Source organism: Brevibacterium sp. UCMA 11754 (assembly GCF_021532275.1).
GTDB lineage: Bacteria > Actinomycetota > Actinomycetes > Actinomycetales > Brevibacteriaceae > Brevibacterium.
In genome coordinates this window covers 13994-36005 of sequence record NZ_JACBOT010000006.1, presented here as the reverse complement: position 1 = coordinate 36005, position 22012 = coordinate 13994, and the positions used below count along the sequence as shown (strand labels likewise).

At 63.9% G+C, this 22012-nt stretch carries 21 protein-coding genes and 1 tRNA gene; 4 read left to right on the top strand and 18 right to left on the bottom strand.

All coding sequences use genetic code 11. The annotated features are described in order from the left end of the window. Positions 1 to 16 precede the first annotated feature (16 nt). From HX613_RS02740 to HX613_RS02705, 8 genes are all read right to left on the bottom strand, one after another. Entirely contained in the window at positions 17 to 532 is a 516-nt protein-coding gene (locus HX613_RS02740) for a MarR family winged helix-turn-helix transcriptional regulator (RefSeq protein ID WP_235343960.1), read from the bottom strand. Continuing rightward, the gene (gene hemB / locus HX613_RS02735; RefSeq protein WP_235343959.1) at positions 529 to 1536 is read right to left on the bottom strand and encodes a porphobilinogen synthase; all 1008 of its coding nucleotides are present in this window, start codon (positions 1534 to 1536) and stop codon (positions 529 to 531) included. Before hemB ends, HX613_RS02740 begins: the two co-directional genes overlap by 4 nt. 1 nt (position 1537) lies before the next feature. Next, complete coding sequence (locus tag HX613_RS02730; protein ID WP_235343958.1) at positions 1538 to 3130, bottom strand: uroporphyrinogen-III synthase; 1593 nt, start codon at positions 3128 to 3130, stop codon at positions 1538 to 1540. Then, complete coding sequence (hemA, locus tag HX613_RS02725; RefSeq protein WP_235343957.1) at positions 3127 to 5604, bottom strand: glutamyl-tRNA reductase; 2478 nt, start codon at positions 5602 to 5604, stop codon at positions 3127 to 3129. The genes HX613_RS02730 and hemA overlap by 4 nt, the downstream gene beginning before the upstream one ends. Beyond that, on the bottom strand, positions 5601 to 6296 hold the full coding sequence (locus tag HX613_RS02720; RefSeq protein ID WP_235343956.1) for a redox-sensing transcriptional repressor Rex: 696 nt from the start codon (positions 6294 to 6296) through the stop codon (positions 5601 to 5603). The genes hemA and HX613_RS02720 overlap by 4 nt, the downstream gene beginning before the upstream one ends. A 27-nt stretch (positions 6297 to 6323) precedes the next feature. After that, positions 6324 to 6569 (bottom strand): glutaredoxin family protein, encoded by a 246-nt coding sequence (locus HX613_RS02715; protein ID WP_235343955.1) that lies wholly within the window; start codon positions 6567 to 6569, stop codon positions 6324 to 6326. Positions 6570 to 6644: 75 nt separating this feature from the next. Next, positions 6645 to 6743, bottom strand: a complete 99-nt coding sequence (locus HX613_RS02710; RefSeq protein WP_009882927.1) for a 30S ribosomal protein bS22 — start codon at positions 6741 to 6743, stop codon at positions 6645 to 6647. Between the two features lie 218 nt (positions 6744 to 6961). Beyond that, positions 6962 to 8167 carry an acetoin utilization protein AcuC gene (locus HX613_RS02705; protein WP_442862584.1) on the bottom strand — a complete coding sequence of 402 codons (1206 nt, stop codon included), beginning with the start codon at positions 8165 to 8167 and terminating at the stop codon, positions 6962 to 6964. Positions 8168 to 8217: 50 nt separating this feature from the next. Here HX613_RS02705 and HX613_RS02700 point away from each other — a divergent pair, with 50 nt between their 5' ends. Together HX613_RS02700 and HX613_RS02695 are read left to right on the top strand one after the other, a co-directional pair. Further along, a complete protein-coding gene (locus HX613_RS02700; protein ID WP_235343953.1) occupies positions 8218 to 9636 on the top strand; it encodes a TrkH family potassium uptake protein in 1419 nt (472 codons plus the stop codon). Continuing rightward, positions 9629 to 10291 (top strand): potassium channel family protein, encoded by a 663-nt coding sequence (locus HX613_RS02695; RefSeq protein WP_235343952.1) that lies wholly within the window; start codon positions 9629 to 9631, stop codon positions 10289 to 10291. The genes HX613_RS02700 and HX613_RS02695 overlap by 8 nt, the downstream gene beginning before the upstream one ends. 236 nt (positions 10292 to 10527) lie before the next feature. Here the strand turns inward: HX613_RS02695 and HX613_RS02690 are convergent. The 3 genes from HX613_RS02690 to HX613_RS02680 all read right to left on the bottom strand — a co-directional run bounded on the left by HX613_RS02690 (position 10528) and on the right by HX613_RS02680 (position 12788). Continuing rightward, positions 10528 to 10598 (bottom strand) — tRNA-Gly (locus HX613_RS02690). A 205-nt stretch (positions 10599 to 10803) separates the two neighbouring features. Beyond that, positions 10804 to 12450: a solute symporter family protein gene (locus HX613_RS02685; protein WP_235343951.1), complete on the bottom strand. Its 1647-nt coding sequence runs from the start codon at positions 12448 to 12450 to the stop codon at positions 10804 to 10806. Beyond that, positions 12447 to 12788, bottom strand: a complete 342-nt coding sequence (locus HX613_RS02680) for a DUF485 domain-containing protein (protein WP_235343950.1) — start codon at positions 12786 to 12788, stop codon at positions 12447 to 12449. Before HX613_RS02680 ends, HX613_RS02685 begins: the two co-directional genes overlap by 4 nt. 111 nt (positions 12789 to 12899) lie before the next feature. Between HX613_RS02680 and HX613_RS02675 the strand changes: the two genes are divergently transcribed. Continuing rightward, positions 12900 to 13781 (top strand): LuxR C-terminal-related transcriptional regulator, encoded by an 882-nt coding sequence (locus HX613_RS02675; RefSeq protein WP_235343949.1) that lies wholly within the window; start codon positions 12900 to 12902, stop codon positions 13779 to 13781. A gap of 9 nt (positions 13782 to 13790) precedes the next feature. Here HX613_RS02675 and proC read toward each other — a convergent pair whose 3' ends face one another. After that, on the bottom strand, positions 13791 to 14627 hold the full coding sequence (gene proC / locus HX613_RS02670) for a pyrroline-5-carboxylate reductase (RefSeq protein WP_235343948.1): 837 nt from the start codon (positions 14625 to 14627) through the stop codon (positions 13791 to 13793). A 47-nt stretch (positions 14628 to 14674) separates the two neighbouring features. Further along, entirely contained in the window at positions 14675 to 15673 is a 999-nt protein-coding gene (locus HX613_RS02665) for a sugar phosphate isomerase/epimerase family protein (protein WP_235343947.1), read from the bottom strand. Between the two features lie 74 nt (positions 15674 to 15747). On the opposite strand from HX613_RS02665, the gene HX613_RS22010 reads away from it, so the two are divergent. After that, entirely contained in the window at positions 15748 to 15876 is a 129-nt protein-coding gene (locus HX613_RS22010) for a hypothetical protein (RefSeq protein ID WP_268826550.1), read from the top strand. A gap of 35 nt (positions 15877 to 15911) precedes the next feature. Here HX613_RS22010 and glpK read toward each other — a convergent pair whose 3' ends face one another. The 5 genes from glpK to HX613_RS02640 form a co-directional block, all read right to left on the bottom strand. Continuing rightward, positions 15912 to 17444, bottom strand: coding sequence for a glycerol kinase GlpK (gene glpK, locus HX613_RS02660; protein WP_235343946.1), 1533 nt, complete (start codon positions 17442 to 17444; stop codon positions 15912 to 15914). 62 nt (positions 17445 to 17506) lie between these two features. Then, positions 17507 to 18229 carry an MIP/aquaporin family protein gene (locus HX613_RS02655; RefSeq protein ID WP_235343945.1) on the bottom strand — a complete coding sequence of 241 codons (723 nt, stop codon included), beginning with the start codon at positions 18227 to 18229 and terminating at the stop codon, positions 17507 to 17509. 37 nt (positions 18230 to 18266) lie between these two features. After that, complete coding sequence (locus tag HX613_RS02650; protein WP_235343944.1) at positions 18267 to 19988, bottom strand: glycerol-3-phosphate dehydrogenase/oxidase; 1722 nt, start codon at positions 19986 to 19988, stop codon at positions 18267 to 18269. Positions 19989 to 20131: 143 nt separating this feature from the next. Then, positions 20132 to 21097: a Ppx/GppA phosphatase family protein gene (locus tag HX613_RS02645; protein ID WP_198397681.1), complete on the bottom strand. Its 966-nt coding sequence runs from the start codon at positions 21095 to 21097 to the stop codon at positions 20132 to 20134. A gap of 76 nt (positions 21098 to 21173) precedes the next feature. Next, positions 21174 to 21992, bottom strand: coding sequence for an enoyl-CoA hydratase/isomerase family protein (locus HX613_RS02640; protein WP_235343943.1), 819 nt, complete (start codon positions 21990 to 21992; stop codon positions 21174 to 21176). Between the last annotated feature and the right edge of the window lie 20 nt (positions 21993 to 22012).

Genomic DNA, 22012 nt, shown 5'->3' with positions numbered 1-22012 from the left:
AGTCGAGTCGGTGAGCTCAGTTCGCAGACGTCGAAGGTTCGGCATCGGTCGGTGGTGAATCGACGGGCCCCTCGCCGATCTCACGCATGTGGGCGGTGACCTTGCCGAACACACGCCCCAGGGTCGCCATCTCCTCTGGCTCGAGCAGGTCGACGAGGTGGTCGCGGACGCTTTCCACATGTGTGGGAGCCACGGTCACCAGCAGCTCCCAGCCAGCATCGGTCATCTGGCAGTTGACTCCGCGTCCGTCTTCGGGAATCGAGAAGCGCTCGAGGAGGCCCTTCTTCTCCATCCGGGCCACACTGTGGGTCAGACGCGAACGCGACATCGTGGTGTCCATCGCGAGCAGAGCCATGCGCATCGTCCGGTTCTCGTGTTCGCTCAGCCGGACCAGGATCTCGTATTCGGGCATGCCGATGTTGTGGTGCTCCCTCAGTTCCTTGTCCAGCTGCGTGGTCAGCAGCTGGGATCCGGTGAGATAGCTTCTCCAGGCTTTCTGATCGGGACCGCTGAGCCATCGTGGTTCGCTCATCGCAGTGCCCCGTCCTGCGTCTGCGAGGTCAGTCGCTGCGCGACCTCTGTGGCCCAGTAGGTGAGGATCGCGTCGGCTCCGGCACGCTTGAAGGCGATGAGGGATTCCTCGATGGCGCGTTCGCGTTCGATGGCGCCGGCGGAGGCCGCGAATTCGATCATCGCGTACTCCCCCGACACCTGGTAGGCCCACACGGGCACCGGCGACTCACAGGCCACCTCGGCGAGGACGTCAAGGTAGGGCATGCCGGGCTTGACCATGACGATGTCGGCACCTTCGGCCAGGTCGAGGTCGAGTTCGCGCATTGCCTCGCGGCCGTTCGCGGGGTCCTGCTGGTAGGTCTTGCGGTCGCCTTGGAGCTCCGAATCCACGGCCTCGCGGAACGGACCGAAGAACGCCGAAGCGTATTTTGCGGAATAGGCCATCACGACGACGTCGGTGAAGCCTTCGAGGTCCAATGCCTCCCGGCAGGCCGCGACCTGTCCGTCCATCATCCCGGACAGTCCCACCACGTGGGCTCCGGCGCGAGCCTGCGCCACGGCCATTGAGGCGTAGCGCGTCAGAGTTGCGTCGTTGTCGACGCCGCCCGCGGAATCGAGGACTCCGCAGTGTCCGTGAGAGGTGAACTCGTCGAGGCACAGATCGGCCATGACGACCGTCGTATCGCCGAGGTTGTCCCGCAGCAGCGTCAACGCTCGGTTGAGGATGCCCTCGGGATCATCAGCCTGGGAGCCGTCATTGTCCTTGTGCTCCGGAATTCCGAACAGCATCAGTCCGCCGACACCGGCGTCCACAGCCTCGTTGGCCGCCTCGAGCAGGGAATCCAGGGTGTGCTGGACGACGCCGGGCATGCTGGTCAGCGGGGCCGGTTCGCTCAGCGTCTCCTTGACGAACATGGGCAGGATGAGTTCGGCTGGGTGCAGGCGCGACTCGGAGACGAGCCGGCGCAAGGCCGGTGTCGTCCGCAGGCGGCGGGGCCGAACGGTTCCGGGGACCAATGTCATGTTAGGCCTTCTTTCTGCGGCGCTTCTGGCTGGGGCGCGTCGGGGTGGTCCCCGCCGCCAGGTCGTCTTCGCGTGCGGACATCGCGAATTCGACCAATCCGTCGATGAGGGAGGTGAGGTTGGCTTCCTCGGCGAGGACGTCGACCCGCAGGCCATGTTCGGCCGCGGTGTTCGCCGTGGCAGGTCCGATGCAGCAGATCACCGAGGTGGCTGCCGGTTTTCCGGCAATCCCGACGAGGTTGCGCACCGTGGAGGAGGACGTGAAGAGGAAGGCGTCGAAGTCACCGGCCTTGATGGCTTCCCGAATGGGAGCCGGAGGCGGCGAGGCGCGCACGGTGCGGTAGGCCGTGACGTCGTCCGGGTCCCAACCCTTCTCCAGGAGTCCGGCCACGAGCACCTCGGTGGCGATGTCGGCGCGCGGCAGGAGCACCGTGTTCATCGGATCGATGTCGTCGACGTAGTCCGGCCAGGCCGCAGCGAGGCCACGGGCCGAGTGTTCTCCGTCGGGGACGAGGTCGGGGGTGATTCCCCAGTCGATGAGTGAAGCGGCGGTGCGACCGCCGACGGCCGCAACCTTGACACCGGAGAGTGAGCGGGAGTCGAGACCGAAGTCCTCGAACCACATGCGCACGGCGCGGACGGCGTTGACCGAGGTGAAGCCCACCCATTCGTAGGATCCGTCGACGAGGCCCCGGATCGCCTTCTCCATCTGGGTCGGCGTGCGCGGGGGCTGAACGGCGATCGTGGGGACAACGGTGCCGACAGCACCCAACTCCCCCAGCGCCTCGGCGGTGGAGGTGCCCTGTTCCTTCGTCCGCGGGATGAGGACCTGCCATCCGAAGAGCGGCTTGGTCTCGAACCAGCTGAGTGCGCCTCGCGATTCCACTCCCTGTCCCATGATGACCACCATACGATCTCCGCCGGACTGCGCCATCGTCAGGGCTTGCCCCAGAGTGGTCTCCACACTCGTCTGATCGGTTGTGGAGATGCCCCAGCCCAGGAGCACCTTCGTGTTCTCATCCCAGCCGTCGTCGAGCAGAGCGCGGATCGCCTGTTCGTGATCGGCTGTCGTGCCCGTGAGCACGTGGGTGGTGTTGCGGTGCCGAGACACGTCGACGTGCGTCTGCGGGCCTGCCTCGATGAAGCGGACCGAACGCACTCGGTTTGTCGTCAGCGCTGTGCCGGTGTAGGCGGAGGTGGCCGCCGAAAGTCCGACTCCGGGCACGATCTCGACGTCGACGTCGGCCTTGCGGCAGACAGCGGCTTCGGCCGTGGTCGGGGTGAAGATGATCCCGTCATCGGAGCTCAACCGCACGACGGTCTTGTCGGGACGAGCCAACTCGGCGAGCTTGCGTCCCCGTGTGGAAGCGGTCGCACCGAGCTGAGCAGCTTCGATGATCTCCGTGGCCTGAGGCACGTAAGCGGTGACGATCTCCGAATGCACGTGGGTGTCGTAGACGACGATCTCGGCGTTCGCGAGGATGTCGGCGCCGCGGATCGTCATCAGACCCGACTCACCGGGACCGCTGCCGACGAAGACGACGCGAGGTGAGGCGGGCAGAAGACGTCGGGGCTGGATTTGGCCTGTTGTCATACCTGCTCCTGAACTTTGACAGGGGTGAGGTGATCCGCAGACTGCGCGGGATCGATGCCGAGCTGCCCCAACAGATCTTCTGCCGCTGCGGTGCCGAGTTCGTCGGCGAGCCGAGCGAGCTCCTTGCCTGTGATCGACAGCTGATTCGCGCTGCCCGAGTCCAGATCTACGTCCGGAGTCATGGGCAGTGGGGCGCTCTGGCGAGTGCGGGCGAGGTTTCCGTCGTCATCGGCCATGACCGCGTCGACAACGAAGTCCGAGCCCTGGATTGTGGCCAGCGCACCGATGGGGGCAGAACATCCGGCCTCCGCGCGGGACAGGATCGCCCTCTCACAGGTCACGGCCAGGTCGGTGGTCTCATCGTGGAGGCGCTTGAGCTGATCGCGGACCTCGGCATCTGCAGCCATGACCTCGTTGTCGAGGGCATAAGGGCTGTCAGCGCCCCTCGTCTCGATGGCCAAAGCCCCCTGCCCCGGGGCGGGAAGCATCGTGTCGAAGTCGAGGGAATCGGTAGCCTCGGCCAAGCGGCCGATGCGACGGACTCCGGCCGCGGCCAGCACGACGGCATCGAGTCGTCCATCACGGACGTGGGCGATGCGCGTGTCGACGTTTCCGCGCACTCCGCGGACCTCGATGTCGGGTCGTGCGGCGCGCAGCTGCACGGCACGGCGCGGGGAGCCGGTGCCGACGACGCTGCCTGCGGGCAGATCCGCAAAGCTCAGACCGTCCCGGCCGATGAGGACATCGGCGGGATCGACCCGGGGCGGGATCGCAGCCATCTGGATGCCGACCTCGGGGGTGGTGGGCAGGTCCTTGAGCGAATGCACTGCAATGTCGATCTTGCCCTGGTGGAGAGCCTGTCGGACGGCGGAGACGAAGACGCCGGTGCCGCCGAATCCGGTCAGGGGCGACATGTTGACGTCGCCCTCGGTCACGACCTCGACGATCTCAACGCGCCAGCCGGTCAGTGCCGCCAGCTGGTGGGCGATCGCCGTGGACTGGGAGCGTGCGAGCTTCGAGCGGCGAGTGCCCAGGCGGATCGTGCGACCGGAGAAGTGCTCGGGTTCGACGATGTCGAGGGTGTGGTCGGCAACGGGACGCACACCGTCGGCCTCAACGTGATTCGCGCTCGAGGCCGTGGCGATCTTGGTCTCTGGCTTCGCGATCGAGTGCGCGACCTTGTTCGTCGGCAGGTCGAAGAGCTGCATCAGCGCCTGCGCGTAGTCGACGTCGGAGTCCGTGACGGCCAGTTCCTTGACCTTGACCGTCGGCGTGTGGATCAGCTTCTCTGCCACACGATGCAGGGACTTGCGGATCTCAGCGAAGGCCTTGTCATCGACATCGGCGCCGATCTTCTTCTCCAGACGCTTCGTCTCCGCGGCGAGAACATCCTTGGCGTGGCTGCGCAGCGCCGTGACTGTGGGGGCGACCGATCGTTCCTTGGCACCGGTCTCGAGCTTGGCCAGCTCTTCCTGAATGATCGCACGCACCGATTCGACGGTTTCGACGACCGCAGCGTCACGCTGGTTCGCGGAGCTGGTGAGCATAGTTCGGATCTCGGCGAGGCCGAAGAGCGCGACGTGTTCGAACTCGCGCACCGTGGGGTCGATGTCGTGGGGCAGGGCGAGATCGACAAAGGCCTTGTTCGCTGCGCCCTTGGGGTTCTGGGACAGACCGGCCTGTATGTCCTCACGGGTGACCACGACTTCCCGGGCACCGGTGCAGGAGATGATGAGGTCGGCGTCGGCGATCTCCTCGGCGAGTATCCGGGAGGTCAGTTCGCGGGCACGGCCGCCCACCTCGGCGACGAGGCGCTCTGCCTTGTCCACGGTCCGGTTGAGCACCGTGGTCTGCGCCACGCCCTCCTTGTGCAGGCCCGAGACGACGAGGCCCGACATGGCGCCGGCACCGATGACCAGCGCATTCGCGGCCCGCAGAGATCCGATGTGGGCTTGGGCGGCTTCGAGGGCGGCGCTGAAGAGAGAGCGGGCGACCTCATCGAGTCCGGTCTCCGAATGGGCGCGCTTGCCCACCCGCAGGCTCTGCTGCAGTGCATGCGAGAGGTCGGAGGTCAGTGCTCCCGCCGACAGCGACTCGGTGAATGTCGAGCGCAGCTGTCCCAGGATCTGGGCTTCGCCGATCGCCATCGAATCGAGACCGCAGGAGACCTTGAGCAAGTGCTCCAGGGCCTGAGCATCGTAGTGGGCGTAGAAGTGCCCGGCGATGTCCTGCCATTCCTTGTCGATGGAGGAGACGAGGGCATTGCCGAGATCGGCGAGGCCTCCGTGGAAGGCGGTGACATCGGCGATGAGCTCCAGGCGGTTGCATGTCGAGAGAACCGCGAGTCCCTCCACATTATCGCCGGCCAAAGCGTCGGTGCGCAGTGCTCCGACCTCACCGGTGCCGAATGCGAGGGCGTCCAACATGTCGATCGGGGCCGACTGATGGGAAATGCCGAGAACCAAGAGAGTCAATTCCTGTGCTCCTCAAAACCTGGGTTGAGCGGTGCCGAATCTAGCGCCGAATAGTATGCGAGTACTTGCAGCTCACTGGCCAGATCGACTTGATGCACACGGATCGAATCCGGGGCGTCGAGCACGGTGGGTGCGAAGTTCAGGATCCCGCGCACGCCTGCCTCGGCGGCGATGTGCGCCGCCGCCGGTGCCGCGGATGCGGGTACTGCCATGACGACGAGGTCGATGTCCTCGGGCCAGGTGGCAAGTTCGGTGAGGTCTGAGACCGGCAGAGCGCCGATCACGGTTCCGATCTTGGCCTCATCGGTGTCGAAGATTGCGGTGAGTGAAAGTCCGCGGCGTTTGAATCCTGCGTAGTCTGCCAGGGCTGAGCCCAGACGACCGGCGCCGATGATGGCAACGGTGCGTGACCGGTCGAGACCGAGGAATGTTCGCAGAGTCGAGGCGAGATCTTCACAGGAGTAACCGACCCCGCGCCGACCCGAGCGTCCCAGCTGGGACAGGTCCTTGCGCAGAATCGACGGCGACACACCGCTGCGGGCCGCCAACGCCTCCGAGGAGATCGTTGACTGACCCGTTGCAGCGATCGTCTCAACCGTCTGCAGGTAGATCGGGAGTCGGGAGATGACGCGTTCGGGCACGTCCTTGCGGACGACACCCTCAATGCTGTTGGCGGACAGAATCTCGCCCACGAAAACGCGTCACTCCTTCAAACGATCTCATGCGCCCAGAGCCTCAAGGGCTCTCGACAGCCGGCCCGAATCGACCCGATGGAAGCTGTGCTGCCGGCCGTTGAGCAGAACCACTGGGACATCCCAGCTGTACTGTCCGGCAAGATCATCATCGGTATCGATGTCGACCTCACTCACGCTGACGTCTCTGCCGGCCACAGCCTCGGCGATGGCATCCCTTGCGGTCTCGCACAGGTGGCAGTCGGCGCGTGTCAGGAAGGTCAATGTGACCACTGCGCACTCCTCATCGGGCGACAACAAACCCCGCCGAATTCAGATTCGAGCGGGGGCGTAGGACCGTGTCCGGTCTTACTTCTTGTTGCGACGCTGGTGACGTGTCTTGCGAAGCTGCTTACGGTGCTTCTTCTTCGACATACGCTTGCGGCGCTTCTTGATGACTGAGCCCACGCGGGTACCCCTTGTGATCGTCGGTGGAGGTGAACATCTGGTGCCCACCCTTTGAACTAACCGTGCAATTCTATCGCTTGGGCCTCTGCTTTCCCAAAACTGTGTCCAGATCCACAGCGCCGCTTCCTCGATCCGCGGATTGGCGGTCTCGCGATCCCGGAGGACGTGAGCCTCAGTCGAAGCTGGCGGCCGACTTCAGTCGAAGTAGGCGACTGGCTTCAGTCGAAGTAGGCGTCGAGGCCGAAGAACGGGAACAGGTTCTTGCGGGTGCCCATCACGGCGCGGTCGAGTTCGGATTCGGGATCGAACCCGTTCGACCAGCGGGTGAATGTGCCATCGAAGCCGTCGGTCATCGACAGGGGCGCCTCCCGCCCGGTCTTCGTCTGCGCGTAGTTGGCCCAGCGGCCCGGAATGCGGGCACCTGGATCGATGTCGAGCCCTGCGGAGATCGCGAGCACGTTGGTCCAGGCTCGGGGCACCACATCGATGATCGAGTAGCCCCCTCCCCCGGTCGCCAACCATTTTCCCTCGGTGTATTCGGCGGCCAGGTCGCGGACCCATTCGGTGGCCACCCGCATCGCATCGACGCTCAGTCGCATGTGTGTCAGTGGGTCACTGCGGTGCCCGTCGCAGCCGTGCTGGGACACGATGATCTGCGGTTCGAATCCGCCGATGATCGCGGGGATCGTCGCGTCGAACGCCCGCAGCCATTCCGCGTCGAGTGTGCGCGGCGGCAGTGCGATGTTCGCCGCCGAGGCGGCCGCGCGGAGTCCGCCGATGTCGGCGGGGAAGCCGGAGCCGGGGAACAGGAACTTCCCCGATTCGTGCATCGAGACCGTGAGCACCCGAGGGTCGTCCCAGAAGAACTTCTCGACGCCATCCCCGTGGTGGGCGTCGAGGTCGATGTAGGCGATGCGCTCGTATCCCGCTTTGAGGAATTCGGTGATGGCGCCGGCGATGTCGTTGTACACGCAGAACCCACTCGCGTGATCCGGCATCGCATGGTGCATTCCGCCGGTGAAGTTCACGGCGTGGGAGTAGTCCCCGGAGATGATGGCCCGCGCCGAGGCCACCGAGCCCTGGAACAGCATCGCCGAGGCGGCATGCATGTTGTCGAATCCGGGAACATCCTCGGTGCCGATGCCGTACTTCTTCCCTTCCTCGTCGCTGAGGTCGGCGCCGGCGCCGACCTTCTTCACCGCGGCGATGAAGTCCGCAGCGTGGAGATTCGCCAGCGTGTCCTCTTCGACCTCACCGACACCGTGGATATGGACGTTGTCGGCGTCGAAGAGGCCGAAGTCCATGGCCAATTTCGCAGTCAGATCAAGTCTGAGGGGGTGCATGGGATGGCTGGGACCGAAGTTGTACCCGGTCACCGCGTCGTCCCAGACGACATATACATCGCTATCGGCCATGAGCACCATGCTATATGGCACAGCTCACCTACGGAGATTCGCACGCTTCGGGATCTACCATGGAGCTTGTGTCCAAGAATTCCCCGCAGCGCTTCGACCGGATCCTGCGCCCTGGCCGGTGGGTCCGCGACTTCGTCGACGACCTCGCCGTTGCCTCGCCGGCTCGCCTGGCGATCGGATCCTTCGTCGCGGTGGTGGCGTTCTTCGCGATCCTTCTGATGCTGCCTGCGAGCATGCGCGATCCCGGTTCGGTGTCCCAGTCCGAGCAGATCGCCAATGCCGTATTCGTGGCCGTCTCCTCTGTCTGCGTCACGGGACTGACTCCGGTGATGACTGAGAACTACTGGTCAGACTTCGGGATCTCGGTCATCACCGCCGGAATCCAAGTCGGCGGCCTGGGTATCCTCACCCTCGCCTCGGTGCTGGGCATGGCGGTCTCTCGGAGGCTGGGAGTCAGGCAGCGCCTCATCGCCCAGCAGGCCACCTCGGCGCTCAATCTGGGCCAGGTCGGCACACTGCTGAAGACCGTTGTGATCACCATCGTCACCGCCGAGGCGATTCTTGCCGTGCTGATGTTCCCCCGGTTCCTCATCCGCGGCGAGAGCATCGGCGACGCCGTCTGGTATTCGGTGTTCTACTCGGTCTCGGCATTCAACAACGCCGGCTTCACGATCCACCCCGGCGGAGGTGCCTATTTCGCCTCGGACCCGTGGATCCTCTCGCTGCTCATGCTCGGTGTCTTCGTCGGCGCGCTGGGGTTCCCCGTTGTGCTCATGATCGCCATGCAGTGGAATCATCCGAGGAAGTGGGACCTGCACACGAAGCTGACACTGACGACGACGACCGCGGTCCTGGCCATCGGCCTGTTGTTCCTCCTCATCTTCGAATCAGCCAACCCGGATACTCTGGGTGACAAGAACGCGGGGCATACGTTCGTAGAGGTCCTGTTCATGGCGGTGATGCCGCGTTCGGGCGGGTTCTCGACCATGGACATTGCGGATATGAATCAGTCTTCGCACCTGCTCATGGACCTGATGATGTTCATCGGCGGCGGCTCGTCGTCGACGGCCGGCGGCATCAAGGTCACGACCGTGGCCGTGCTGGTGCTGGCCGCCTATGCCGAGGCCCGCGGTCTGCAGGACGTACATGTCTTCGGACGCCGCCTGACCTCGTCGACGATCAAGCTCTCGATCTCGGTTCTCCTCACGGGTGCGATCATCGTCTTCATCGGCACTCTGGCGATGCTCCAGATCTCCGCCGAGCCGCTGGACAAGGTGCTGTTCGAGGTGATCTCCGCGTTCGGCACCGTCGGGTTGAGTTCCGGGGTCTCTGCCACCGTCAATGAGACAGGTCTCTACTGCCTGTCCGTGATCATGCTCATCGGTCGCCTCGGTACGATTACACTGGCGGCAGCCCTGTCCATGCAGGACTCGGTGCGCCTGTACCGCTATCCCGAAGAAAGGCCTGTCGTTGGCTAACGAACACACCTCAATCCTAGTCATCGGACTCGGCCGCTTCGGGTCATCGACCGCTGCCACGCTGGCGAAGCTGGGACGCGAGGTCATGGCGATCGAACACAGCGCCGAGCTGGTCAAGGACTGGAGTGGAAAGCTCACCCATGTCGTCGAGGCCGATGCCACCAACATCGATGCACTGCGGCAAGTCGGCGCCGGTGATTTCTCCGCGGCTGTGGTCGGCATCGGCACCTCGATCGAAGACAGTGTGCTGACGACGGCCAACCTCGTCGATCTGGGCGTGGGTCAGGTGTGGGCGAAGGCCATCTCCCCCTCACACGGCAAGATCCTCCACCGCATCGGCGCACACCATGTCCTCTACCCCGAATCCGATGCCGGCCGGCGGGTGGCGCACCTGGTGAGTTCCCGGATGATGGAGTACATCGAATTCGACGAAGGTCACTTCGCGGTCGTGAAGATGCGTCCGCCGCGTGAGATCCAGGGCTTCACTCTCAGCGAGTCCGGCGTGCGCGACAAGTACGGGGTCACGATCGTGGGCATCAAGAGCCCCGGGCGCGACTTCACATACGCCGAGCCCACGACCCGCGTCGGCAAGCAGGACCTGCTCATCGTCGCCGGCCACGTGGAGCTGCTGGGGCGCTTCGCCGGACGACCGTAGGACAACTGGACGAAGAGCAGCCTCAGCCGCAGGCGAGGTGCGAGCCGGCGGGGAGCAGTGCGGGCCGGTGCCCTATCGGCTGGCGAACAGCACCAGCTTGCTGAAAGTGCATAGGTAGAGCACTTGTGCACTTCGGGCAAGCGAGCAGCGGGTTCGCGGTGACTAAGGCGCAGGAAGGAGCGCAAGAAGCGCAGGAACGGCAATGAGGGAAATTGGACCCCACCTACGTGCACGAGAGCGGGCGACGGGAATCGAACCCGCGTCATCGGCTTGGGAAGCCGAGGCTCTACCATTAAGCTACGCCCGCGATCTACCGGCGGAACATGTTCTCACCAGGGAATATACCATAAAGAGACGAAAGCGTTCCCGCTGCGACTCCCTCAGTGTATATCGACTCCCTCAGTGTATATCTTCGGGAGGGAGTCCCTGCAGGGGAATGCTGCAACAACGCCTGAGAGGGCGGCCGCAGCCACCCCCTCAGCATCATGTCGTACGAGCACTATGTCTCACACTCAGTGTTCGACAGCCTCCTCGGCGCCGAACCCGGTGTGGGCGCGAACGTCCATCTCCGCGGCCAGCTCGGGGCTCTCGACTGTCTTGTCGGTGATCGACGCGATCCAGCCGAGGAGGAAGCCGAGCGGAATCGAGATGATTCCGGGATTCGACAGCGGGAAGAGCACGAAGTCTGCACCTGGAATCATCGCGGTCTCGGAACCGGAGACGACCGGCGAGAACGCGATCAGCAGGATTGCAGATCCCAGACCACCGTAGATCGACCACACCGCACCGCGGGTGGTGAAGCGCTTCCAGAACAGCGAGTAGACGATCGTCGGGAGGTTCGCGCTGGCCGCGACTGCGAAGGCGAGTGCCACGAGGAATGCAATGTTCTGCCCTTGCACTCCGATGCCGCCGATGATCGCCACGGCACCGATGACGATGACCGTGCGACGTGCGATCTTGACTTCAGCGTCGGGGTCTTCGACCTTGCCCTTCTTGATGACGCTCGCATAGATATCGTGAGCGAAGGACGCAGCCGCGGTGATCGCGAGACCGGCGACCACCGCGAGGATCGTCGCGAAGGCCACGGCCGAGATGAAGCCCATGAGGAGGGGCCCGCCGAGGTGGAGAGCCAGCAACGGTGCCGCCGAATTCACTCCGCCCGGTGCGTTCTCAATCGCATCGGCACCCACAAGTGCTGCTGCACCGTATCCGAGGATGAGGGTGAACAGGTAGAACGCACCGATGAGCCAGATGGCCCACACCACAGAACGACGAGCCTCCTTCGCCGACGGCACCGTGTAGAAGCGCATCAGAACGTGCGGCAGACCAGCGGTGCCGAGCACCAGGGCCAGTGCCAAGGAGATGAAGTCGAGCGGGTTCTCACCGTACTGCTGACCTGGTTCGAGGATTGCCTCACCGACGCCCGAGTTGTTGACTGCCGAGGCGAGAAGGGTCGAGAGGTTGAACCCGTTGAGAGCGAGGACCCAGATGGTCATTGCGAAGGCGCCGAGGATGAGCAGGACCGCTTTGACGATCTGGACCCAGGTGGTGCCCTTCATGCCGCCGACCAGCACGTAGATGATCATGAGCGCACCGACCACGGCAACGACCAGTGATTGGCCGACCTTGCCGTCGATGCCCATGAGCAATGACACGAGGCCACCGGCTCCGGCCATCTGGGCCAGGAGGTAGAAGAAGCAGACTGCCAGAGTTGACAGCGCTGCCGCCATCCGCACAGGGCGCTGCTTGAGGCGGAAGGACAGCACGTCGGCCATCGTGAACTTGCCGGTATTGCGCATCAGCTCTGCGACGATGAGCAAAGCGACGAGCCAGGCCACGAGGAAGCCGATCGAATACAGGAAGCCATCGTAGCCGTTGACCGCGATCGCACCACAGATGCCCAGGAACGAAGCCGCAGACAGGTAGTCACCTGCGATCGCGAACCCGTTCTGGGGGCCGGTGAAGGACCTGCCGCCCGCATAGTAGTCGGAAGCGGATTTGTTGTTCTTGCTGGCCCGCAGGACGATGAACATCGTGACCGCGACGAAGGCGGCGAAGATCGTGATGTTGAGGATCGGGTTGTTCTCGACCTCGGTCACGCCTTGGGACACTTTGTCGAGACTTGAAGCGAAGAGGTCTCCTATGGCGACTGTGCTCATGGGGTGGTTCCTTCCGACTGCTGCTGGAGGCGTTCGCGGATCGCCGAGGCCGGCGGATCCAGTTTCTTGTTCGCGAACGAGACGTAGAACATCGTGATCGCGAAGGTCGTCACGAACTGCAGGAGGCCGAGGACCAACCCGAGGTTGATCTCACCGATGACCTTCGTGGACATGAAATCGTGCGCGTAGGTGCTCAGGATGACGTAGAGGAAGTACCACGCCATGAATCCGATCGACAGTGGTATCACCACCGAGAACCTTTTGCGCTTAAGTGCTTTGAATTCGGGATTCTCCTCTTCGATGAGGAAATCGACCCGAGTACTGACGGGATCGGTCATTGCTTCTCCATTCGGAACGTGCGTCGAGCATCAGTGGTCTGAATCACACAACTTTAAACTAACGGTCAGTCGGCGCTGGGGAATACCACCGAAAGTTGGTAGCTTGTTCACATGAATACCAAAACTAGAGAATCTCGGGCGCTGAAGGCCGAGACTCGCCGACTCTTCGTCGAAGCCATCGACTCTCTGCACCGCAGCGGAACCGGTGATGTGGTCTTCGGCGGAACGGTCGACGAGGACGAGGTCACCGTCGAGGCGGTGGCCGGAGGCGGCAAGGACCGCCTCTCCTCGCTCATCGTCAGCACCGGACGTGGGCTCGGCGGACGTGCGCTCACCGAAGGCACTCCACAGCTGACGAAGGACTACGGACTCGACCCCTTCATCACTCATCACTACGACGAAGAGATCCTCGGCGAGGGAATCAAGGTGCTCATCGCCGTCCCGACGCTACGCGGCGGTGACGTCACCGGCATGATCTACTGCGGTCATCGCAAAAACTACAACTCTGCGGCGCCGCAGACGAGCGACCTGGTCAAACGTGTCAGGCAGCTGTCAGTGGATCTGGGTCGGCTCAGTCAGCCCCCACAACCCGAGGACCCAATCGAGCCCGAGCGTCTGTACTCCGATCTCGAGTCCTCGAGCAGGGAAGCTCTGCGACGCACCTATGCGGAGCTGCGCTCGATCCGTTCAGGCGTCGATGAGAACGAGATGCGCCAGCGACTGACCGTCGTGGAGAACCGCCTGGCTGATATCCTCTCCGGCCACAATTCCGATCTGTTCCCGAACCCGACGCCCGCTGTCAGCCTCTCCCCCAGGGAAACCGACATTCTCTCGCATGTGGCATTGGGATGGTCGAATGCCCGGATCGCCGAGGGGCTGGGACTGCGGGAGTCGACCGTGAAGTCCTACCTGAATACGGCCATGGTCAAACTTTCGGCCGGCACCCGGCATGAGGCAGTGTCCATCGCAAGGTCGGCCGGGGCTCTACCTTGATTCGGGGTCTCAGCCGTTGATGACTGCGGAGTTCTCCTTCTCCATTTCAAGAGACCGGTCGCCTGCAGCCTGGGCAGCCGCCTCGGCGATATCGAAGAGCCCTGCGTCGATGAAGGTCTGCAGTCCGGCGAGTGTGGTGCCGCCCTTGCTGCTCACCGCCTGACGCTGTGCGCTCGGGTCCGGCTTCTCGCTCAGGAGTCGACCTGCCCCATCCGCAGTGGCCACGACCATCTGCTTGGCCGTCTCCTCGCTCAGTCCCATCTTCACACCGGCGGCGATCATCGTCTCGGCCAGGAGGAAGAAGTAGGCCACTCCGGAGCCTGAGATTCCTGTCATGGCAGGGATCTCCGCTTCCTCCAGGGCCACAACGAGCCCTGCTCCGGACAGCAGAGTCCGCAGTGTGTCCACTGTGGTCTCGTCCACCTCGGCGGAGGGGGCGAGGGCGATGACGCCGTGTCCGATGGCGCTGGGGGTGTTGGGCATGATTCGCACGATCGGGTTCTTCGGCGCCAGCGTGGCCAGATCGTCCATGGCGACACCGGCAGCCATCGAGACGAGGACTGTGTTCGCGTCCAGGCTCGGGGCGAGCTCGCGCAGCGTGTCGGCCATCATCCACGGTTTGATGCCGAGGAAGACGAAGTCCGCACCTGCAGCGGCCTTCTGGTTGGCCTCGGCATCGTCTTCCAACGAGATGATGGTCGCGCTCGGGAGATCCGCAGCGAGTCGCTTCGCCGAGGCGGCCGAATTGGTCGTCGCGCGAACGTCGAGCTTCTCGTCGGCGCTCAGGATTCCCTTGATCAGTGCCGAGCCCATGTTTCCAGTGCCGATGGAGGCGATGGAGGTCAAATCAGACCTGCCTTTCTGTGGTGGTTTTGTTGGCGTGCGTTCTGTGTTCAGTTGTTCGACTGTCTCTCGCTGGCACCTGTCTCACTGGTGCGCACGTGGCTCGAGGCGTTGCGGTGGCGGTCCTCGGTCTCAAGGCCGAGGTGGGTGCGGGCGAAGGCAAGGGAGTCGGCGAGCATCTGCTCCCGAGTGGACTTCTTCGTCACGAATCGTGTGTTGACTTCAACGACGACGTCGCCGGACCAGTTGCGTTTGGCCAGGAGCTGCAGGGTTTCGGCCACGGGCATGGTGCCGGCGCCGGGGATCAGATGTTCGTCCTTGAGGGATCCGGAGCCGTCGGTGAGATGGACGTGACGGAGTTTGTCGAAGATCTCCGACACGGTCTCGACGGCGTTCATCCCAGCAGTCGAGGCATGGGAGAAGTCGAAGGTGAGGGCATCGTAGTCCTCGTCGAGAGGGTTCCAGTCGGGATAGTAGACGAGGACCTCGCGTACGCCTGCGCGCCAGGGGTACATGTTCTCCACGGCGAGGACGACTCCGGTCTCCTCTGACACCTGCCGCACACCGTCGACGAAGCCCAGCGCGTACTCCCCCTGCCACCGAAACGGCGGATGCAGGACCACAGTTTTGGCGCCAACCGCCTTGGCGAGGTTCGCGGTGATGCGCAGCTTCTCCCAGTGGTCCTTGTGCAGGACGCGAGGCAGGAAGAGCAGCGTCGGTGCGTGCAGGGACATGACCTCGAGTCCGGTCTCCGCGGCCAGGCCGTTGATGAGGTCGACGTCGCGGGTCTCGGCATTGTGGGTGACCATGATCTCGACACCGTCGTAGCCGTGTTCGGCCGCTTGGGAGAAGGTCTCGGCAACGGTCATCGGTGACACAGAGGAGCTGGAGAGTCCGATCCGGATCTGGTGGTCCGAACTGTGCTGGGTCTCGTGGTCGTAGACCTGATGGCTGTCGAAGTACTCACGGTGCCGTCGCGAATTGGACCGCGCGGAATTCTTTGCGGTGTAGACCTTACGTGCTGACTTCGACCGTTTCGCCCTGCTCATCTCACCCAGTTTAGTCCTCGAAGATTCCATATTCCCTCAGAAAGCATAAGCCCTGAGGTCGCGAAGGTAGAGCGATGGCTGATCGTCGAGTTCGCCGCGCCCGCGTCGACGATGCGCTCTGGCACCGCACAGAGGTCACCCACATCCTCGACGCAGTGTCCCCGGCGGTGCCAGAGCGCATGTTCACGATCAACCTCGGCTGAGGCCCACCTCGGCGAGGGCCGGCCTCGACCGGAGGTCAGCCTTGGAGGGCTTCGACGTCCTCGTCGACCCAGTTCTTCGACTTCTCGACTGCTTTGTTCCACAGTCGGTAGGCGCGAGCGACCGTGTCCTCGTCCATCGACGGCAGCCAGCGCTTGTCCTCACGCCAGTTGCTCTTCACGTCCTCCTCACCTTCCCAGAACTTCACGGCGATGCCTGCGGCGTAGGCCGCACCCAGAGCCGTGGTCTCGACGACCTCGGGGCGGATGACGGGCACGCCGAGGAGGTCAGCCTGGAACTGCATGAGCGTTTCGTTGGCGACCATGCCGCCATCGACCTTGAGCTCGGTGAGTTTGACTCCCGAATCGAGGTCCATCGCATCGAGGACCTCGCGGGATTGGAATGCCACCGACTCGAGAGCCGCCCTGGCGATGTGGTTCTTATTGACGAAGCGTGTCAGTCCCACCATCACTCCGCGTGCGTCAGACTCCCAGTGCGGGGCGAAGAGTCCCGAGAAAGCCGGCACGATGTAGCAGCCGCCGTTGTCGTCGACCTGTTTCGCGAGTGTCTCGACCTCGGGGGCCTCGGAGATGATGCCGAAGTTGTCGCGCAACCACTGCACGAGGGAACCGGTCACGGCCACGGAGCCTTCGAGTGCGTAGACGGCCGCGTTGTCGCCGATCTTGTAGGCGACAGTCGTCAGCAGTCCGTTCTTGCTGGCCACGGGCTCGTTGCCGGTGTTGATGAGCATGAAGTTGCCGGTGCCGTAGGTGTTCTTGGCCTGGCCCTTCTCAAAGCACGCCTGACCGAAGGTCGCCGCCTGCTGGTCGCCGACGATGCCGCAGATCGGAGTGTCGATGATGAGGCCGTTCTTGGCGCCGTAGCCGTAGACCTCCGAACAGGACTTGATCTCTGGGAGCATCGCGACGGGAATGCCCATGTCGCCGGCGATCTCCTCGTTCCAGTCGAGGCTCTTGATGTTCATGAGCATCGTGCGCGAGGCGTTCGTGACGTCGGTGACGTGGACTCCGCCGTTGACGCCGCCGGTGAGGTTCCAGAGAACCCAGGTGTCCATGGTGCCGAAGAGCAGTTCGCCGGCTTCAGCGGACTCCTTGACGCCCTCGACGTTGTCGAAGACCCACTTGGCCTTCGGTCCCGCGAAGTACGTCGCCAGGGGCAGGCCGACGCGCTCCTTGTACTTGTCGGGCCCTTCGTCTCCGGCGAGTTCATCGCAGATCTTCTGGGTCCGTGTGTCCTGCCAGACGATCGCGTTGTAGACGGGCTTGCCGGTGTTCTTGTTCCAGATGACCGTGGTCTCACGCTGATTCGTGATGCCCACACCCTCGAGCTGGTGGCGGTTGATGCCGGCGCGGGTCAGGGCCTGACCGATCGCCTCGTTCGTGTTCCTGATGATCTCCAACGGGTCGTGCTCGACCCAGCCGGCGCGGGGGAAGATCTGCTCGTGCTCAAGCTGGCCCGAGGACACGATCTGTCCGTCGTGGTTGAAGACGATGGCCCGCGACGAGGTGGTGCCCTGGTCGATGGCGAGGATGAACTTTTCCTGACTCATGCTGACTCCTATGGCGAGGTGATGCTGTGGATTGCTGGTGTCTCAGACGAGGTCCGATGGGCTCAGACGAAGGCTCGGGAAAGCAGTCCGGCGATGATGGCGCCGACCAGGGGTCCGGCGATCGGCACCCATGAGTACGCCCAGTCCGATTTGCCCTTGTTCGGGATGGGCAGCAGGGCGTGGACGATGCGGGGGCCGAGGTCACGTGCCGGGTTGATCGCGTAGCCGGTCGGGCCGCCCAAGGAGGCGCCGATGGCGACGACGAGGAGTCCGACGGCCAGTGGTCCCAGCTTGTCCGGGGTTCCGCCGAAGAGCAGGATGACGAACACGAGGACGAACGTGGCGATGACCTCTGTGACGAAGTTCCAGCCGTAGCTGCGGATCTCCGGTCCGGTCGAGAAGGTGCCGAGGATGTTGCCGGCGTCCTTCTCCTCGTCGTAGTGCTTCTTGTACACGGCCCAGGCGAGGAACGCACCGATCATGGCACCGATCATCTCGGCCGCAAGGTAGGCGATGGTGTTGGCAAAGGTGATCGGAATGCCCTTGGCGTATTCGTCGGCGTCGCTGAAGAGGATGCCGAAGGTCACCGCCGGGTTGAGGTGCGCTCCGGTCTTGAAGGCGACGAAGACACCGGCAAAGACCGCCAGGCCCCAACCGAACGAGATGAGGAGCCAGCCTCCGCCGTTGCCCTTCGTCTTACCCAGAACCACATTGGCGACGACGCCGACGCCGAGCAGCATGAGCATGGCGGTGCCGCCGATCTCATAAAGGAAGATAGTACCCATATTTCACAAACTCCTATGTTTGTCCTGCTTAGCGGATTTACGGTTTCAGTGTCTCCTCGACGAGTGCCGCAGCGGACGCATCGTCGTGGGTGGATTCGGCGGCGATCTGTGCGTCGACGTGGGCATTGAAGTCGGCGATCTCCTTCGCCTCCCGCTCATCGTCCCAACCCAGGATCGGGGCGACGATGGCGGCGACCGCCTCGGCGGCGTCCTTGCCCCGGTCCCTGACCTCATAGTTGAGGCGCATTCGGCGCTCGAGGATATCGCCGAGGTGGACGGCACCTTCCGAGGTCGCCGCGTAGTGGGCCTCTGCGCGCAGGTAGCGCTGCGCTCCGGGCAGCGGCCGCCCGAGTTCGGGATCCTCGTCGACGAGGTCCAGGATGTCCTCAAGCAGCGTGCCGTAGCGGCGGATGAGTCTCTTCACCCGGTCCTCGTCCCAGCCGTACTTCTCAGCGATGCCTGCCTGACCGCGTCTCACGGCACCGACGCCCTGGGCACCGAGCAGCGGAACCGATTCGGTCAGCGAGCGCCGATCCTTCGCATCGTCGCCGAGGACGAAGTCGACGGCGTCCTCGGCCATCACCCGGTAGGTCGTGAACTTTCCGCCGGCGATCGCGGCGAGTGCGGGTTCGACCTCCATCACCGTGTGCTCGCGCGAGACCTTCGTCGAGGCCTGGCCCTCCTTGACCACGGGCTGCAGCAGAGGTCGGAGTCCGGAGTAGACGCCGATGACGTCGTTGCGGCTGAGCTTCTCGGTCAGGATCGCGTTCGCGTGCTTGAGCAGATAGTCGATGTCGTCGGAGTTGGCCACCGGAGAGTCGACGTCCTGGTCCCACGGGGTGTCGGTGGTGCCGATGACCCAGTATCCCTCCCACGGGATCACGAAGAGCACGGACTTCTCCGTCTTCGAGATGATGCCGGTGTCTGGGTCTGCCTTGATCTTGTCCTGGTCGACGGTGATGTGCACGCCCTTGGACGCGAGCACCTGGAGGCCTGCGTCGGCCTTGGCCAGGTCCTGCTGCTCCTCGGTCCAGACTCCCCCGGCGAGGATTGTGCGGCGGGCGTGGATGTCGAACTCGCGTCCGGTCATCTCATCGCGGGCGCGGACGCCGGAGACTCGTTCTCCGTCGTGGAGGTAGCCGATGACGGAGACATGGTTGGCTGCGGCGGCGCCGTAGCCAACAGCGGAGCGGATGAGCGTCATGACGAAGCGGGCGTCATCGACCTTCGCATCGTAGTATTCGAGGGCACCGACAGCGGCATCATCGGCCAGGCCGGGGAAATGCGAGGTCAGGGCCTTCTTGCCCAGATGCCGATGCAGGGGCAGAGCGCGTTTGCGCCCGGGGCGGGTGGCCATGGTGTCGTAGAGCAGAACGCCGGAGCCGATGAATGCCCTGTCGATGAGGCGATGTTCGAAGGGGAAGACGAAGGCGACGGGCTCAACCAGGTGGGGCGCCGTGTGCTGGAGGAGGAGGTCGCGTTCCTTCAGCGCCTCGGCCACGAGTTTGAAGTCGAGCATCTCGAGGTAGCGCAGTCCGCCGTGCATGAGCTTCGAGGACCGCGAGGAAGTGCCCGAGGCCCAGTCCTTGGCATCGACGACCCCGACCTTCAGTCCGCGGGTGGCTGCATCGAATGCGGAGCCGGCTCCGGTGACGCCCCCACCGACGACGAAGACGTCAAGGGGGTTGTCGGCTGTGGTGTTCTCTAGGGTGTGCAGGGCTTCATCGCGGAACGATGGGGACAGCTCGCCATTTCGCATTGACAGTTCTTTTCCTTCTCCGAGCGTGTGTGTTCCCACCATTATCACGCCCCGATATCAGCATGTGGGCCGTGTACGGCAGTTAGGAAAAATCTAACAGGCAATGCGCAGAAGTGAAACACAACGGACAGAAGCGAAAGGGCTCACACCAGTTCCACCCGCATCGCCGAGGAGGTCTCCGCGGAATCGAGCAGGTCGAGTTTGCGCATGATGATCCCTTCCCGCAGTGCCCATGGGGAGATGCTCATGACGTTGACGTCGAAGATGGCGAAGGCCGCATCGGCGACGATGGCACCCGCGAGGATCTGTCCGGCCCGAGCCTGGGAGACTCCGGGTAGCGTCGCACGCTCCTCGGGCGTCCGGGAGGACAGTGTTTCGATGATTCCGGCGAGGTCACGGCGGAAGAGTTTGCGTGGGGCGTAGATGCCGTCGCCGCTGGGTGCCGCGCCGGCGATCCGAGCCAGCGAACGGAACGTCTTCGAGGACCCCACCACCTGATCGGCGGTGCCGACTCTGTTGATCTTGCCGGCGATGCGACCGATCTGGGACCGCGCATACTTCTGCAGGCTGTGGATGTCATCGGCACTGGGCAGTGGATCGGGGAGGAAGTCGGAATAGGTGCGACCAGCGCCCAAGGGCACGGACACGGCCGCTTCCGGGTATTCGTCCTGACCGGCCGCGATCTCAAGGGAGCCGCCGCCGATGTCGAGCAGCAGGATCTTCCCCGCCGACCAGCCGAACCAGCGCCTGACTGCGAGAAAAGTCACCCGTGCCTCGTCCTTGCCGGACATCACGTTGAGGGTCACGCCGAGTTGAGCATTGATGGCATCGATAAGCTCGGCACCGTTCGGGGCATCCCTGACCGCCGAGGTGGCGAACGCCAGGATCTGTTCCGATCCTTGGTCTTCAGCGATCTCCACCGCCTCGGCGATGAAGTTGTGCAGTCGTTCCTGACCTGCGGCGTCGATCATCCCGTCGTCGCCGAGGTACTCGGCGAGGCGCAGGATCTCTTTGTGGGAGGTGGCAGGCAAGGGAGGGGCTCCGACGTGAGCATCGACCACGAGGAGGTGGACGCTGTTGGACCCGATATCGAGGACTGCTAGGCGCATTCGTTCAGTTTAACCACAGAATGCGGGTTTGCCGGTCGGCGGTATCCGTGCGACGAGGCAGCTGTCGACTCAGGTCTCACTGCGGTGACCAGTCAGTGGCGGCGAAGCCGAACTCGGGCCGGCGCTTGGCGAAGAAGGCCTCCTGGCCCTGCGCGATCTCGTCCTGATAGGCCTCGTCGAGCCAGTGCGGTGGGTCGAAGGCGGTGTCTGCATCCGGAGTGCCTGCGGTCTCCGTGAGTTCTCCGGCGAGGACGGCCTTCGAGCCGACCTGGGACAAGCGTGAGAGTCCGAAGATCTTCTCTCCCATCGCCTGTGCCGTCTCCTGCGGAGTCTCGGAGACCTCGTGGAAGAATCCGAGCTCGCGCATCGTTTCGAATTTGATGATCGAGGCTGTCAGCAGCAGGTACCTGGCCCAGGAGTCACCGAGCACAGTGGCCAGGCGGCGAGTTGGCCCCGGTGGGTAGACGAGGCCGAGTTTCGCAGCCGTGACTCCGAAGATCGAGCCGGGCGCCGCGATACGGATATCGCAGGCGGCCGCGATCTCGGTGCCCCCGCCCACGCAGTTGCCTGTGATGGCCGCGATCGTCGTGGTGCGGGCATTGGCCACAGCCGCCTCGGCGGTGGAATTGAGTTCCCAGAAGTCGGCGAGGGCCACGTTGAGGTCCGCGATGTCGGACCCGGCGGAGAAGTGCCCGGCCGCGCCCGTGATCACCAGCGCCCCGATCGAGTCATCGGCGTCGATGCCGGCGATGATCTCGGGCAGGGCCCGCCACATCGGACGGGAGATGGCGTTGCGTTTTTCGGGCCGATCAATGACGAGGGTTCCGACTCCACCTGTGACGGTGAAGTCGAAACCCTCGAGATCGACCGGACGGTATGTGCCGTCAACGGTCATGTGCGGAGCCTTTCAGCTGT

What these genes read in the sequence shown, in the direction of transcription:
- HX613_RS02700 (WP_235343953.1), top strand. Translation starts at nt 8,218, where the DNA reads ATGGAGCTTGTGTCCAAGAATTCCCCGCAGCGCTTCGACCGGATCCTG.
- HX613_RS02680 (WP_235343950.1), bottom strand. Translation starts at nt 12,788, where the DNA reads ATGACCGATCCCGTCAGTACTCGGGTCGATTTCCTCATCGAAGAGGAG.
- HX613_RS02665 (WP_235343947.1), bottom strand. Translation starts at nt 15,673, where the DNA reads ATGAGCAGGGCGAAACGGTCGAAGTCAGCACGTAAGGTCTACACCGCA.
- HX613_RS22010 (WP_268826550.1), top strand. Translation starts at nt 15,748, where the DNA reads ATGGCTGATCGTCGAGTTCGCCGCGCCCGCGTCGACGATGCGCTCTGG.
- hemB (WP_235343959.1), bottom strand. Translation starts at nt 1,536, where the DNA reads ATGACATTGGTCCCCGGAACCGTTCGGCCCCGCCGCCTGCGGACGACA.
- HX613_RS02655 (WP_235343945.1), bottom strand. Translation starts at nt 18,229, where the DNA reads ATGGGTACTATCTTCCTTTATGAGATCGGCGGCACCGCCATGCTCATG.
- HX613_RS02705 (WP_442862584.1), bottom strand. Translation starts at nt 8,167, where the DNA reads ATGGTGCTCATGGCCGATAGCGATGTATATGTCGTCTGGGACGACGCG.
- HX613_RS02685 (WP_235343951.1), bottom strand. Translation starts at nt 12,450, where the DNA reads ATGAGCACAGTCGCCATAGGAGACCTCTTCGCTTCAAGTCTCGACAAA.
- HX613_RS02675 (WP_235343949.1), top strand. Translation starts at nt 12,900, where the DNA reads ATGAATACCAAAACTAGAGAATCTCGGGCGCTGAAGGCCGAGACTCGC.
- HX613_RS02640 (WP_235343943.1), bottom strand. Translation starts at nt 21,992, where the DNA reads ATGACCGTTGACGGCACATACCGTCCGGTCGATCTCGAGGGTTTCGAC.
- HX613_RS02730 (WP_235343958.1), bottom strand. Translation starts at nt 3,130, where the DNA reads ATGACAACAGGCCAAATCCAGCCCCGACGTCTTCTGCCCGCCTCACCT.
- HX613_RS02645 (WP_198397681.1), bottom strand. Translation starts at nt 21,097, where the DNA reads ATGCGCCTAGCAGTCCTCGATATCGGGTCCAACAGCGTCCACCTCCTC.
- HX613_RS02650 (WP_235343944.1), bottom strand. Translation starts at nt 19,988, where the DNA reads ATGCGAAATGGCGAGCTGTCCCCATCGTTCCGCGATGAAGCCCTGCAC.
- glpK (WP_235343946.1), bottom strand. Translation starts at nt 17,444, where the DNA reads ATGAGTCAGGAAAAGTTCATCCTCGCCATCGACCAGGGCACCACCTCG.
- HX613_RS02740 (WP_235343960.1), bottom strand. Translation starts at nt 532, where the DNA reads ATGAGCGAACCACGATGGCTCAGCGGTCCCGATCAGAAAGCCTGGAGA.